16 protein-coding genes are annotated in these 14,090 nt (G+C 57.2%); 11 read left to right on the top strand and 5 right to left on the bottom strand.

The genetic code is table 11. The annotated features are described in order from the left end of the window. The first annotated feature begins 24 nt into the window (after positions 1-24). From metF to QEN43_RS13105, 3 genes are all read left to right on the top strand, one after another. On the top strand, positions 25-882 hold the full coding sequence (gene metF / locus QEN43_RS13115; RefSeq protein WP_026611090.1) for a methylenetetrahydrofolate reductase [NAD(P)H]: 858 nt from the start codon (positions 25-27) through the stop codon (positions 880-882). A gap of 211 nt (positions 883-1,093) precedes the next feature. Beyond that, the gene (gene lysM, locus QEN43_RS13110) at positions 1,094-1,561 is read left to right on the top strand and encodes a peptidoglycan-binding protein LysM (protein ID WP_026611091.1); all 468 of its coding nucleotides are present in this window, start codon (positions 1,094-1,096) and stop codon (positions 1,559-1,561) included. A gap of 150 nt (positions 1,562-1,711) precedes the next feature. Further along, entirely contained in the window at positions 1,712-1,852 is a 141-nt protein-coding gene (locus QEN43_RS13105; protein ID WP_317964079.1) for a methylenetetrahydrofolate reductase, read from the top strand. Between the two features lie 30 nt (positions 1,853-1,882). Here the strand turns inward: QEN43_RS13105 and QEN43_RS13100 are convergent, their stop codons facing one another. Next, positions 1,883-2,431, bottom strand: coding sequence for a Uma2 family endonuclease (locus QEN43_RS13100; RefSeq protein ID WP_036269111.1), 549 nt, complete (start codon positions 2,429-2,431; stop codon positions 1,883-1,885). Between the two features lie 46 nt (positions 2,432-2,477). Beyond that, a complete protein-coding gene (locus QEN43_RS13095) occupies positions 2,478-3,047 on the bottom strand; it encodes a Uma2 family endonuclease (protein WP_026611093.1) in 570 nt (189 codons plus the stop codon). A 54-nt stretch (positions 3,048-3,101) separates the two neighbouring features. On the opposite strand from QEN43_RS13095, the gene QEN43_RS13090 reads away from it, so the two are divergent. The 6 genes from QEN43_RS13090 (at position 3,102) to QEN43_RS13065 (ending at position 8,542) form a co-directional block, all read left to right on the top strand. Next, positions 3,102-4,451: an adenosylmethionine--8-amino-7-oxononanoate transaminase gene (locus QEN43_RS13090; protein WP_026611094.1), complete on the top strand. Its 1,350-nt coding sequence runs from the start codon at positions 3,102-3,104 to the stop codon at positions 4,449-4,451. 2 nt (positions 4,452-4,453) lie between these two features. Further along, positions 4,454-5,182 (top strand): 16S rRNA (uracil(1498)-N(3))-methyltransferase, encoded by a 729-nt coding sequence (locus QEN43_RS13085; protein ID WP_026611095.1) that lies wholly within the window; start codon positions 4,454-4,456, stop codon positions 5,180-5,182. 386 nt (positions 5,183-5,568) lie between these two features. Beyond that, positions 5,569-5,721 (top strand): hypothetical protein, encoded by a 153-nt coding sequence (locus QEN43_RS13080; protein ID WP_026611096.1) that lies wholly within the window; start codon positions 5,569-5,571, stop codon positions 5,719-5,721. Between the two features lie 8 nt (positions 5,722-5,729). Further along, positions 5,730-6,251 carry a cupredoxin domain-containing protein gene (locus tag QEN43_RS13075; RefSeq protein ID WP_036269114.1) on the top strand — a complete coding sequence of 174 codons (522 nt, stop codon included), beginning with the start codon at positions 5,730-5,732 and terminating at the stop codon, positions 6,249-6,251. A 4-nt stretch (positions 6,252-6,255) separates the two neighbouring features. Next, a complete protein-coding gene (locus tag QEN43_RS13070; protein ID WP_026611097.1) occupies positions 6,256-7,884 on the top strand; it encodes a b(o/a)3-type cytochrome-c oxidase subunit 1 in 1,629 nt (542 codons plus the stop codon). Between the two features lies 1 nt (position 7,885). After that, entirely contained in the window at positions 7,886-8,542 is a 657-nt protein-coding gene (locus QEN43_RS13065) for a c-type cytochrome (protein WP_235726649.1), read from the top strand. A gap of 192 nt (positions 8,543-8,734) precedes the next feature. On the opposite strand, the gene QEN43_RS13060 is transcribed toward QEN43_RS13065, so the two are convergent. The 3 genes from QEN43_RS13060 to trhA form a co-directional block, all read right to left on the bottom strand. Further along, on the bottom strand, positions 8,735-9,808 hold the full coding sequence (locus QEN43_RS13060; protein ID WP_026611099.1) for a cytochrome-c peroxidase: 1,074 nt from the start codon (positions 9,806-9,808) through the stop codon (positions 8,735-8,737). A 284-nt stretch (positions 9,809-10,092) separates the two neighbouring features. Beyond that, complete coding sequence (locus tag QEN43_RS13055; RefSeq protein ID WP_156912839.1) at positions 10,093-11,004, bottom strand: TrmH family RNA methyltransferase; 912 nt, start codon at positions 11,002-11,004, stop codon at positions 10,093-10,095. A gap of 167 nt (positions 11,005-11,171) precedes the next feature. After that, positions 11,172-11,789: a PAQR family membrane homeostasis protein TrhA gene (gene trhA / locus QEN43_RS13050; RefSeq protein WP_317963286.1), complete on the bottom strand. Its 618-nt coding sequence runs from the start codon at positions 11,787-11,789 to the stop codon at positions 11,172-11,174. 590 nt (positions 11,790-12,379) lie between these two features. On the opposite strand from trhA, the gene QEN43_RS13045 reads away from it, so the two are divergent. Together QEN43_RS13045 and QEN43_RS13040 are read left to right on the top strand one after the other, a co-directional pair. Next, positions 12,380-13,432, top strand: a complete 1,053-nt coding sequence (locus QEN43_RS13045) for an AI-2E family transporter (protein ID WP_317963285.1) — start codon at positions 12,380-12,382, stop codon at positions 13,430-13,432. A 265-nt stretch (positions 13,433-13,697) separates the two neighbouring features. Further along, positions 13,698-14,087 carry a CopG family transcriptional regulator gene (locus QEN43_RS13040; RefSeq protein WP_026611101.1) on the top strand — a complete coding sequence of 130 codons (390 nt, stop codon included), beginning with the start codon at positions 13,698-13,700 and terminating at the stop codon, positions 14,085-14,087. The last annotated feature ends 3 nt before the right edge of the window (positions 14,088-14,090 follow it).

The following is a 14,090-nucleotide window of genomic DNA, read 5'->3' as shown; positions in this document are numbered from 1 at the left end:
TCTATCTGAGATACGATGACTCCCATGGAATCCCAAAAAAAATATCCCAAAATCTTCAGCCTCGAATTCTTCCCGCCGAAGAATCACGAGGCGGAAGACACCTTTCGCACGAACCTCGCAAAACTGGCTACACTGAAACCGAAATTCTGTTCGGTGACCTTCGGCGCCGGCGGGACGACGCGCGAGAAAACTTTCGAAACCGTGATCGAAATTCAGCGAAATACCGGTATCGAAGCGGCACCCCATATTTCCTGCATCGCGTCCACCAAGGCCAGCATACGGGAAGTGCTTGAAGCCTATAAAAATCAAGGCATCCGGCATATCGTTGCGCTGCGTGGGGACATGCCTTCAGGGATGCTATCGCCGGGAGAATTCCGTTATGCCAACGAGCTGGTGGAATTCATCCGGCAGGAAACCGGCGACCATTTCCATATTGAAGTGGCGGCCTATCCGGAAATGCACCCCCAGGCAGCCAACATGGAAGCCGATTTACGTAACTTTAAGCGCAAGGTCGAGGCTGGAGCCAACAGCGCGATCACTCAGTATTTTTACAATCCCGAAGCCTATTTCCGCTTTGTCGACGACTGCGAAAAGATGGGCATCGACATTCCCATCGTGCCAGGCATCATGCCCATATCCAACTACACGCAGTTGGCCCGGTTTTCCGATGCCTGCGGTGCGGATATCCCGCGCTGGATACGCAAACGGCTGGAGGTATTCGGCGACGACCGCAAGTCGATTCGCGCATTTGGTCTAGAAGTGGTGACCGACCTGTGCCGGCGTCTGTTGGAGCAGGGCGCGCCCGGACTGCATTTCTACACGTTGAATCGTGCCGAGGCAGTGTTAGGGATTTGGAGGAATTTAGGACTGGACCGTAGCTAGTACCTTCATAGAAGTTGATACCCGGCCCCCTCAGTCCTTCGATGTTATAACCGCGGCAGAAGGGATAGCGGACGTAGAATTCTCTGGCAGCGGAGAAGAACGCTTGCGGCGCTGGACGGGCTTTGTGTTACTGTAGTCCGTTATAAGGATGCGAGCGACAGCCCGCATCCTTCATCAGCCTGCATTTTTGGCAACCCGGAGGGGCATGATTATGGGCTTATTCGACTTTGTCAGCGACATCGGCAATGCGTTATTCCGTACCGACGATAAGGCAGCCGAGACTATCAAGGCGCACATCGAGGCCGACAACCCAGGCATCGAGCATTTGGAAGTCGTCTACCAGAAAGGTTTCGTGACCCTGCGGGGCACCAGCCGAAGCTGGGAAGCGGTTGAGAAGGCGATCCTGATGGCCGGCAACGTCAAGGGCGTGGGGCGAGTCATCAGTGAGATACAGGTTGAGGAATCCGCCGACAAGGCGCCGAAAGAACTCAATCCATCGAGTGCCGGAGCCGAAGTCGATTATTATGTCATCCAGAAGGGTGACACCCTGTCTGCACTGGCCAAACGCTTTTATGGGAATGCCAGCCTTTACCCGAAGATTTTCGAAGCCAACCGGGAAGTCATAAAGCATCCCGACAAGATTTTCGTAGGTCAGAAAATCCGTATTCCGCGCCCCTAGTTCCGCCTGCTACGGCCTGGCGTTCTCGATGCTTTTTTGCCCGAGCATGTTCCATTCACATTGGGCCGCCCGCGAGCTCGCTGTGCTTTGGCATCCCAGCAGGCTGATGAAGGACCATGAAACCCTGCCGCCGATACCGAGGCAGCCGCTATCTCGACGCTATCAGCTCCTGGTCGGTGGATCCGTTCGGACAAGGCCATCTTTATTTTATGTCGACGCCTATTGGAGCAGGGTGCGCCAGGGCTGCATTTCTATACCCTGAATCGGGCTGAAGCAGTGCTGGCGGTTTAGCGGAATCTCGGGATTACGGCGGACTGAGCCTCACGCCCACAAGTCCGCCAGCGAGAAAGTAATCGCGTCGAAAGGCGGAACCTTGACCGGATCATCGTCCTTGAGCGTGGCGATAAGCAGCCAGCCTTCCTCGCGCAGCGCAAAGGCCTCTAGGGTATGCACCAGAGGGTCGACAAGCCAGACGTGGGAAACCCCGTAACGGGCGTACAATGGCAACTTTCGGGCACGGTCTTTCTGCTCGGTCGAGGGCGAAAGAATCTCGCACACCCAGTCGGGTATGACTTCGAAGCGATGGTCTTCGGGCAGCGTCGGCATCCGTTCCCGCCGCCAGCCGGCAAGATCGGGCACGGCGACTTCGGTGTCACGAACGAAGTGGACTTCCGGTTCCACCAAGATCCACCAACCGCCCGGCCCGCCTTCGCCGTAGCGGAACGGCCCACCGAGTTTGCTCTGCAGACCGGACTCCGCCGCGGCGTGACGCCCTGCAGGACGGGGCTGGGTATACAACTCGCCGTCGAGCACCTCGCCAACTAGGTTTTCCGGCAGTGCAAGCAAGCGTTCGTATGGGCTCTGAATCATCAGAGTATGAGGCCGGCTCACGAATATCTCCTATGCAATCTGAGTGTCACGCCCACAAATCCGCCAGCGAGAAAGTGATCGCGTCGAAGGGTGGAACCTTGACCGGGTCGTCGTCCTTGAGCGTGGCGATGAGTAGCCAGCCTTCTTCACGCAGCGCGAAGGCTTCCAAGGTATGCACTAGTGGGTCGACCAGCCAGACGTGGGAAACCCCGTAACGGGCGTACAATGGCAGCTTTCGGGCACGGTCTTTCTGCTCGGTCGAGGGCGAAAGAATTTCGCACACCCAGTCCGGTACGACTTCGAAGCGATGGTCTTCGGGCAGCGTCGGCATTCGTTCCCGTCGCCAGCCGGCGAGATCGGGCACGGCGACTTCGGTGTCACGAACGAAGTGGACTTCCGGTTCCATCAAGATCCACCAACCGCCCGGCCCGCCTTCGCCGAAACCGAACGGCGTCTGGATCTTGGCACTGAGAGCCGTTTCGGCCAAACCATGACGCCCCGAGGGGCGAGGCTGAGTGTATAACTCGCCGTCGAGCACCTCGCCAACCAGGTTTTCCGGCAGCGCAAGCAAGCGTTCGTAAGGGCTCCGAGTCATCAGAGTATGAGGCCGGCTCACGAATATCTCTCCTATGAGATTACCGCGATTTTCAGTTAATTCCTGTATTCGACCATGAATAACCACGACTGGTCCAGACGCGACCTCGCCGTACTCTGGCACCCCTGCACGCAGATGAAGGACCATGAAACCCTGCCGCCGATACCGATCAAGCGCGGGCAGGGAGTGTGGCTGGAAGATTTCGACGGCAACCGTTATCTCGACGCTATCAGCTCTTGGTGGGTGAATCTGTTCGGACACGGCCATCCTTACATTAACGCCGCGCTCAAGGACCAGCTTGAATCACTGGAACATGTGATTCTAGCCGGATTCACTCACGAGCCGGCGGTACGGCTAGCCGAGCGATTGACTCGCCTCGCTCCGAACGGATTATCCCGCTGTTTCTATGCCGACAATGGTTCGTCCGCTGTAGAAATCGCGCTCAAAATGAGCTTCCACTTCTGGCAAAACGCTGGGAAACCGGAGAAGACCCGTTTCATTACCCTGAGCAACAGCTATCACGGTGAAACCCTGGGCGCCTTGGCCGTAGGGGACGTGGCACTTTACAAGAAGACCTACGAGCCGCTCTTGCTGAAACCCATCACCATCGAGAGTCCCGACTGCTATCATCGGGAGCCGGGAGAAACCTGGGCGGATCATTCGCGGCGAAAATTCGCCGAGATGGAACGGGTGCTCGAGACACACGCGCGGGAGACCTGCGCTGTCATCGTCGAGCCCCTGGTTCAGTGCGCAGGCGGCATGCGCATGTACGACCCCGTTTATCTTAAGCTCCTACGGGCAGCTTGCGACCGCTATGGCGTGCATCTGATCGCCGATGAAATCGCCGTCGGTTTCGGACGTACCGGTACGTTTTTCGCCTGCGAGCAGGCGGATATCCGGCCGGATTTCATGTGCCTATCCAAAGGGCTGACGGGCGGCTACTTGCCGCTGTCCTGCGTGCTGACCACCGAAGCCGTCTATGCGGCGTTTTACGACGAGTACACCAAACTGAAGGCTTTCCTCCACTCTCACAGCTACACCGGAAATGCTCTCGCATGCCGGGCTGCCCTGGCAACGCTGGATTTGTTCGAGAAAGAAGACACGTTGGAGGCCAACAAGCGACTGGCACAGGCCATGGCAGAATCGACAGCGGCGTTGGAGGATCATCCGCATGTCGCCGAAATCCGCCAAACGGGAATGATTCTGGCTATCGAGCTGGTCAAGAACAAGGCCGATCGCGAACCTTATCGCTGGCAGGAGCGGCGCGGGCTTCGCGTCTATCGTCACGCCTTGTCGCGGGGCGTATTGCTGCGTCCCTTGGGCAACGTCGTTTATTTCATGCCGCCTTATGTCATCACCCCCGGCGAGATCCGCTTCATGGCGGATGTCGCGGGCGAAGCCATCGATATCGCCACCAAAGACTAGCCATGCGTGTGTCCAGGCTTTATCTTCCGCAAACGCTCGAAGAAGGCGCCGTCCTCCAGCTGGATGAGGAAAGCGCCCATTATCTCCGCACCGTGCTCCGCCTCAAGAAAGGCGCGGACCTGATCGTGTTCAACGGCGACGGCCGCGAATATTCGGCTCGGGTTTTGACGATAGGGCGCGATGGGGTTCAGGTTGAAATAGGCACCGGCCGGAGCCGGGATGTCGAATCCCCGCTCACCATCCACATCGGCCTCGGCATTTCACGAGGCGAACGCATGGACCTCGCGATCCAAAAAGCGGTGGAACTCGGCGTCAGCCGAATTACACCCTTGTTTACCGAGCACTGCGTGGTTCGTCTCGATGAGGCAAGGCGTGGAAGCCGGCGCCAGCACTGGCAAAAAGTGGCGCGCAGCGCCTGCGAGCAATGCGGCCGGAATCGGGTGCCCGAAATCGCGGAACCGATCGAACTCAGGGATTGGGTTGTCGGAAGTGAGGGACTGCGGCTGTTTTTCGACCCGCAAGCCATGGCCGGCCTGAAGGACTTGCCGCAGCCAGAAGGTACCATAAGCATTCTTTCCGGGCCCGAGGGCGGCTTCGCCGAGAAAGAGCGGATCCTGGCCCGGGAAACGGGGTTCATCCCGGTCAGGCTGGGACCGCGTATTCTCCGGACGGAAACCGCCGTACTCGCGGCGCTGTCAGCGATTCAGGCGATTTGGGGCGATCTGGGCTGATTCGATCCGCTTCGGCGATCCGAAAAAGCACGAGAACGGCTCATAGTCTCTATTTCCCGGACAATTTTTCCCCTTCCGTCGTCGAGTTCGCCAGGGAGGCTTCTCCGACATGCAAGTGCCTCTCGGTTGAGCCGGGCAAATGACGGCATGCATTCCCGTATAACGGTCGCTCGAGGACGAGACTGATTGCTTCGCCACTCCCTTGGCAAGTTTTTTGCAACCTCCAAGCGTATGCCCGCGACACCCGGCCATCGCCGCTGTCGCGTGTTCGGCTAAGGTCTGTTGCTTTACGGTCGAATTGCAACGGAATGACGCTTGCGTTTGAAGGGCTGGCGGGGCACACTCGACGAGAGTTGAGGCACGGCTAATTTGTCAAGGGGACAAATATGGACATCAAGAATGAAGAAGAACGTTTTGATCCCTCGAAATTCACGCCGATCGGCACTTGGACGCTACTCAGCCTGATCATTGCAGGCATGGCGGTGGCCTGGCTGTTCCTTTACTTCGGCGTGTTTCTGCCACGCGGCGGCGTGCAATGAGGTGAGCCATGCACGTCCACCCGCTCGAAAAAAAATGGATTTATCTGGTCCTGGCGGTTATCGGGCTATTTCTCGCCGCCATTTTCTATACCGCCCTCGTTCGGAACATCCACCCGCCGAGTCACATCGAGACCATAGACTCGGCGCGTCTCCATTTGAGCGAAGAGTTCGCCGAGGACAAACTGGGCGTTTGGACCCAGCCGGACGGCACGATCCGAGTGACTCTAGTCGCAGCCCGCTACGGGTTCTATCCCCGCGAAATCCTGTTGCCCGCCGAAACGCCCGTGACGTTCCGTATCGCCAGCGCCGACGTTCTGCACGGCGTCCATATCCCGATGACCAATATGGGCACGATGGTGGTGCCGGGTTATGTCTCCGAGATCACCACCAGTTTTCCCAAGCCGGGTGAATATCCCATGCTCTGTAACGAATACTGCGGACTCGGGCACGATCACATGTGGAGCAAGGTGACCGTGGTCGCGAAGGAAAACTGGCCTGCGGCACCGGATACGCAATCGATCGGGAGATAAGCGTATGCTCACAGTGGAAATCAGAAAGCTCGCGCTGAGCCATTTCGCGGTTGCTTTCGGGGCCTTCGGTCTGGCTGCGGTCATGGGGTTTTACCAAGTGCTGGCGCGCAGCGACTTGATCCCGGCCCTGCATTCGCCCAGTGTGTACTTCGCATCCGTCAGTACGCATGGCGTGTTGATGGCCTACGTGCTGACCACCTTTTTCATCATGGGGTTCGGCTATGTCACGGCCGTATCTAGCCTGAAGATGCCGCTCTGGAATCCGCGATGGGCTTGGATTGGGTTTTGGACCAGCGCAGTCGGAACCGGTCTCGCCGCGCTTCCCTTGCTGCTCGGACGCGCCTCGGTGCTCTACACCTTTTATCCGCCGGTGCAGGCGCATGCGCTGTTTTATATCGGCGCGGCGTTATTGGTGGTGGGCTCCTGGTTCTGGGCGGTGATCATGATCCTCATGCATGGGCAGTGGAAAAAAGCCCATCCGGGCGAACCCGTTCCGCTACCGATGTTTGCCACTACGGCCAACGCCATCCTATGGCTTTGGACTAGCGCGGGCGTCGCTTCGGAAGTCGTGTTCCAGCTCATTCCCTGGTCCTTGGGACTGAAAGACACGATCGATCCCGGTCTTGCCAGGACGCTTTTTGCTTGGACCTTGCACCCGATCGTCTATTTCTGGCTGATTCCGGCTTATATCGCTCTTTACGGTTTCGTTCCCAAGGCCGCGGGCGGCAAATTGTTCAGTGATGAACTCGGGCGTGTCGCCTTCGTCATGCTCTTGGTGCTCAGTCTGCCGATCGGTTTTCATCACCTTTATATGGATCCCGAGCAAAGCGCCGGTTTCAAGCTGTCTCACGGTACACTCACGTTCCTGGTGGCGGTGCCGACATTGATGACCGCCTTCACGATCTCCGCCTCGCTGGAGTTCGCGGGACGTTCCAGGGGCAGCACGGGACTGTTCGGCTGGATCGGCGCCTTGCCCTGGCGGAACTCCATGGTGCTCGCAGGGATACTCGCGGCAGCCATGTTGGTCTTGGGCGGTTTCGGCGGCCTGGTCAACGCAAGCTATGCGATGAACGCAATGGTCCACAATACCGCTTGGGTAGCCGGCCATTTCCATCTGATCTTCGGCGGAACCACCATCATTCTGTACATGGCCACGGCTTACTATCTCTGGCCACGGTTGACCGGCCAGCCGCTTTGTTCGTCCACGCTACCGCTCGTGCAGCTATGGTCGTGGTTTTGGGGATTCGTGATTCTGACGACCGCCTGGCACATTCTCGGCTTGCTCGGCCAGCCGCGCCGGATTTCGACGGTGACCTACAATAGTCCTCTCACCTTCGCGTGGGATCCCTACATATTGACCATGGTGGTCGGGGGAACGGTGTTGACGTTTTCTGCTGCGCTGTTCATCTACATCCTCGTAAAGTCCTATCGACGACCGGACACCAGCCTAGTTCAGACCGGCGAAATCGAATACGCGGAACCACTGGAACCGGTGACTCGGGTACACCCGTTGTTGAACGGTTTCAAGGTGTGGAATATCGCTCTCGCGCTGCTGATGCTGGCGAATTTCGGTTACCCGATCGCCCAGTTTTTCGTGATCAAGACCTTTGGTTCAGTAGCATGGGGGTACTGACATGAAAATGGGCTATGTTCTCGCGGGGATCCTACTCGCGGCGATTGGCGGCCAGGTGCTGGCGGAACCTTCGACTCAGGTGGCGTGGACCCCGGAAACCCTGAAATTCGTCAGGAACGGCGATCCCGAGAAGGGCAAGGCAATCGCGGAAAGCTGCGATGCCTGTCATGCCGCGACGCCGGAAAACGCCGAAAGCGAATTCCCATACCTTCAAGGACAGACGGCGACCTATCTCTATAAGCAGCTTCACGATTACCGAAGCGGCAGCCGTTCGAACGAGATCATGGTGGGCATAAGCGCCGGTCTGTCGGATCAAGACATGGCGGACGTATCGGCCTGGTACAGCCGGCAACCCCCGCCCCCCGCAAAGAAGGAAGAAGAGGTTCCGGACAGGATCCGAAAGCTCGTCGATCGCGGCGACGGAGCGCGCATCATCCCGCCCTGCTCGGTCTGTCACGGCCGGGCAGGAGAAAGCCAAGTCCTCGACACGCCGGTTCTTGCCGCTCAAAAAGCCGCGTATCTCGAACAGACCATGCTGGCTTATAAATCGGAAGCGCGCCACAACGATATTTACAAGCGCATGCGCCTGATCGTCCAGCAGCTCAGCGACGACGAGATCAAGCAATTAGCGCGTTATTACGCCGGTTTGGAACGCTGATCCCTTTTCCTCTTTTCGCGGTAGCAGCGTTTGCTAGACCAGGCCTATCCGCTTGCGGCTGGCTCGACCCGCATTTTCCAGCCGCAAACGGCTTCTCCCTTTTGGTGAAGCCCAGAACCGGTTCTTCGGCTCAGGTCAGGACAGACTGACCCCGCCTGTGTCATACGTTCGTCGATGTACTAAGTCGATGTACTAATGTGTCCTTGTGCCTTCGGGCTTTACCGTGCCTTCCGGTGTGACTTCCACGATAGGCAAGGGTGTATCTTTGCCGTGAGGCGGAAGACTGGTTAAAACGACTTTCGGCTGATCGCCGGTCAAGGTGTGCAAGAAGGTGACGACAGAATCGATCTCCGAATCTGTCAGCTTGGCGCCCAGTTGCGCCGTGCCCATGATGGCAACCGCTTGCCTGAGATCCCACACCTGGCCGGAATGGAAATAAGGAGGCGTCAGCGCGATATTCCGTAACGAGGGTACTTTGAAGACGTATTCGTCGCTTGCGGTGTTGGTGACCGTAAAGCGCCCTTTGTCCTTCTCCGGCAATATTTCCGAGCCAGGTTTTTCTACGACGCCGAAAGGAAAATAACCGTTGCCGCCGATATTGATGCCGTTGTGGCAGTTCGAGCAGCCCTTGTCCATGAACAGTGCCAAGCCTTGTTTTTCCGCATCGTTGAGCGCTTTGTCGTCGCCTTTGAGATAGCGGTCGAACTTGGAATTCGGCGTAATCAAGGTAGCTTCGAAAGCTTCGATCGCTTTCGCCACATTGTCGAAGCTCACCGGCTTGGGGTCGTCCGGGAAAGCTTGCTTGAAGCGTTCCACATAACCTGGAATGGTACTCAGGGTTTTTTCGAGCCGCTCGGGGGTATTGTTCATTTCGACGCTCGCCTGCAAGGGGCCTTTCGCTTGCGTTTGAAGATCAGCTGCCCGTCCGTCCCAGAACTGGGCGACATTGAATACGGAATTCAGCACTGTGGGAGCGTTGCGGGGCCCTTTCTGCCAGCCGTGTCCGATTGAAGTCTCCTCGAGATCGACGCCGCCCAGCACCAGATTGTGACAGCTGTTGCAACTGATCAGCCAGCTCCTCGAAAGACGAGGATCGAAGTAGAGCATCTTGCCTAATTCGATCTTTTCTGGCGTCAGGACCGCGCCTCGTATGGAGGGAGGTTCCGTGGGAATAGGCTTGAAGAGCGCCTGCGCTTTCTGCATGAGTTCCTCAGCCGCCCATGCGTTTCCCACTATGAACGGTAGGCAAAAGATCAGTCTTTTCACGTTGTCCTCTCCTTGTGAAACCGAGCAAAGATCCGACACGGAGTAAAGATTTATTATCGAATCGCATTGCGGCGGCTCAAATGCGATTTCTCAAGGGAAACGGAAACCCGTCGTAGCCGAGGATTCGATCACACCGTTCCGATCCGGCGTAGAGAGGCAGGACTTGGTTCGCTGTCAGTGAACGCTCCGACAACGGATTGGTGTGCATAGCCTGCTGGAGGCAAGTCCTTTACTGGACAATCAAAGCGTGGCAAGGCCGCCAACGCTCGAGCCGCCTCTCTCGCTCATCCGGTGCGTTTTCTGGCAACCACACGTTTTGGCTTCTCTTTCAGGGGATTCGGAAAATGTACACGCCGGTTTTCGTTGGTTTTAGGCCGTAAGGCGTATGCCAGGATCGCCGCGGTCGCCGACACATTGAGAGATTGTATCTGGCCCGAGCCAGGCAGAGTAACGATGGTTTCGCAAGCCGCAAGCGTCGCGGCCGGGGCTCCTTGTTCTTCGTTGCCGAGAACCAGGGCAATGGGGCGTGGGTCTTGCTCGAGCGTCTCCAGCGGAACACCGCGCCCCAGGGCGGTACCTGCGACACGATAATCATGCCTCAGGCGTTGCAGCGCGTCGGGCAAGGACGTGGCCTTATAGACTTGCACATATTCGAGCCCGCCCTCGGCAACGCGATAAGCCGAGTCGGACAGCCCCGTCTGGGCCGGGTGGTCGGATATCAGCAAATGCCGAAACCCGAAAAAAGCCAATGTGCGGGCAATGGCGCCGAGGTTGTGGGAATTGCTGACGCCGTCCAGAATGAACAGCGTCTGTCCGCTCCGGGCCCAACGACGGGCTTCCGCAAGATCGAAAGGCCGTATGGGCTGCGGCTCGGCTACCGCGACAATGCCGCCATGCAACATGGAGCCGGCGATGCGCGCCAACTCTTCGTCTTCGACCATGCGGTAGGGACGGCGGACCCGCGCCATATAGGCACAGAACTCGCCTACAAAAGGCACCATGCGTTCCTCATAGAAAAACCGCAAAACCCGGTCTGGATCGCGTCGGAACAAGGCAGTCACGGCGGGCAGTCCGGCGATTCGAACCGTTCGCTCAGACGGGTGGGCGATCGGTTTCTCTGTCTGTAAGCGTTTAGACGCGCGTGCCTGGAGGGGCAAGTGGTCCGAGGAAGGTCGGGAGGTTTTCGGTTTGGACACAGGAGCAGCGCTTGGTGGTGTTGCGTTTTTTCATTCTATCCATTTCGCCCAATCCTAGGCGAACCGAGGCCCATGGTCCGCTTGATAAGCTCGATGAGTATAGATTCCGCCAGGTGCAAGAAACGCACGGCAAGGTTGGATCATATTGTGGGCTCATGGACTCCCGCTCAGGCAACATAGAAGAGCACCGAACAATAGTGGCTTGCACTACCCGCCAGGACGAATACGTGCCAGATGTTATGGCAATAACTCAATTTTTTACCCAACGCGAAAAAGACGACGCCTACGGTATAAAACAAACCTCCCGTAAGAAGCCAGGCGAAGCCCACCGAAGGCAAGGTTTGTAACAAAGGTTCGAGGGCGATCAGAATGATCCACCCCATAACGAGATAAATCACCACTGGCAGCACTCGCGGCCCCTTCCGGGGCAATGTTTCCAGCATAACGCCCAGGATTGCTAAACCCCAGACAGCGGTGAATATGGACCAGCCCCAGACACCGCGAAGGGTAACCAGGGCAAAAGGGGTATAGGTACCGGCAATAAAAAGATAAATCGACTGATGATCGAGTTTGGCGAAGATCGCTTTCAGTTCACCCTGCACGCCGTGATAGAGCGTAGAACAGGTGTAAACCAGCATCAGCGTGAGCCCGTAAATACTGAAGCTAACGATCTTCCACACATCGCCTTGGTGCACTGCCAGTACCATCAGGACGATAAGGCCTATGACTGCGGCTATCGCACCCAGCAGATGACTGACGGCATTGAATAGCTCCGTCCCTGCCACCCCTTTATCAGCCATATCTCGCAAGAAATGAGATAAACATCTGACAAACTCCGCAGTGGATAAGATCCTTGGCGATGGGCGTCGCTGTTGACCGTGGCCGCGTTCCATATCCCTGCTCCTTTAACGACGTGCCTCCAACCTCATACACATAGAGACACCAAAAATGCTTGATGTTCCTACAAGCGTCGTTCACTTAACTACGTACGACAAAATCCTTCGGACGTTTTGCCTTACCAAATACTTCGAATGATATTGTCGACAACGCGGCGGCTTTCCAGCACGCTATCGCGAAGCATGTCGAATCAGGGCGTCGTGCAGAGTGCAAGCGGACCTGTGAGGCGAGGGGGCATTGCTGCAAAAACTTTCTTTGCCCTACTCGCTCTCAGTCGATGAGCTAAAGAAATCTTGTTCCCCCATTTCTAGCGAGGAATATGTTCCGTGATCGACTCGATCTTCTCGCTTTCCGGGGCGGCGCTGATCAGGATCGTTCGAGGATCGACCTACGTCATGATGGCCGGTTTGTTCTTGCGCATCCAGCACTGAAACGCCATCCCATCGTGTCAGAAATTCAGCCTACTTGAGAAAACGCTGTGCTGAGCGAAAACCGTGTCGATCGATGGGTCGGGATCACCGTAGTGCTCGTATTGATTCTGGGCTGTTTCGTCGCGCTGCGCCCTTTTCTGTCGGCGATCTTGTGGTCCGTCATCCTGGTCTTTTCCACGTGGCCCACCTATCGTAGGATCGAATCGGCCGTCGCGGGCCGGAAAGGATTGGCGAGTGGACTGATGGTCGTGGCAGTGGCCGCCATATTGATTGTTCCTTTGGCTCTCCTCGGCACCAGTTTGGCCGAAGACGTCACCGCGCTGGTTGAGATGGCAGGGCAACTCCTCAGCGAGGGACCGCCGTCCCCGCCCGAGTGGGTGGCGAAACTGCCGATCGTGGGTTCGCGCATACACGACCGCTGGCAAGAGATGGCGGGGAGCGGTGCCCGGTTGACCGAAGCGCTGATGAAATACCTCATGCCTTTACGGAACTGGGCACTTCGCAGCGCGGCAAACCTCGGGGAAAGCCTCCTATACATAAGCCTCAGTGTGTTCATTGCGTTTTTTCTCTACCGCGACGGCGCCGCGTTGTCGGCAAGACTGGAGCCTTTATTCGCCCGGGTCGGCGGCCAACGGGCGCCGGCCTTGCTTCAGGTGGCGGGAGCCACGATCAAAGGCGTTGTATACGGCATTATCGGCACTGCCCTGATTCAGGGGTTTTTGGTCGGTATCGGGCTGTGGCTCGCGGGCGTCCCACGTGTTTTGTTGCTCGGCGCGCTGACGTGCGTCCTGTCCTTGATTCCCGTCGGTCCCCCGCTGATCTGGGTGCCTGCCGCCATTTGGCTGTTTCAAAAAGGCGCAATGGGGTGGGCCATCTTTCTCGTGGTCTGGGGACTTCTGGTAGTGGGTCTCATTGATAATTTTCTGAAACCTTATTTCATCGGCAAAGGGAGCCGCCTGCCCTTCATCCTGGTGTTTTTGGGAACGTTAGGAGGCGTAATGGCCTTCGGTTTCCTCGGGATTTTTTTGGGTCCAACCTTGCTCGCGATCGCCTATACCTCGTTTCAGGAATGGAGTTCCCGAGAAAGTACCTTCGAGTGAAGGAACGGGCCCGTCGAAATAGTGAAGTCGGATCTCGTCAAAAAGACTGTCTATGGCGCGGCTCGCGCCGCGACCACCAAGCTTAACAATCAACTGGTAACGGTATTTTCAAGCGATCGGCTTAATCCGAATCTACCGCGCTGAGTAATGTTTGTGAGGGAACTCTCGGCCATGAAACCTTTAGGCCGCGGACACCCTTGACAATTCCACATTTCGGCGTAGCATACCATCCATACAGATGGTTATAAGATGGTATTGAGAGGGCATGGCAGGGGAAACCGAGAAAATTACGATCAACTTAGGGTTCGTGGACCTCGGGCAGATCGATTTGCTGGTACAGGAAGGCTTTTATTCCAACCGCACCGACTTCATTCGCACCGCGATACGTAACCAGCTTGCCGCCCACGCGGAGGTGGTGAAACAAACCGTGGCCCGCAAGACCCTGGTTCTCGGGCTACAGGAGTACACCCGCCGCGATCTGGAAGCGATTCGGACGGCCAGACAGAGGTTGCACATTCAGGTGCTGGGCCTCGTCATCATCGCCGATGATGTCTCTCCCGAACTGGCGCTGGATACCATCGAGTCCATCACGGTACTGGGTGCCTTGCGGGCCAGCGCGGACGTCAAATCGGCTTTGGCTGGCCGCATCCGCTAGACC

The organism is Methylocaldum szegediense (assembly GCF_949769195.1).
GTDB lineage: Bacteria > Pseudomonadota > Gammaproteobacteria > Methylococcales > Methylococcaceae > Methylocaldum > Methylocaldum szegediense.
This window is presented reverse-complemented; position numbering and strand designations above follow the sequence as displayed.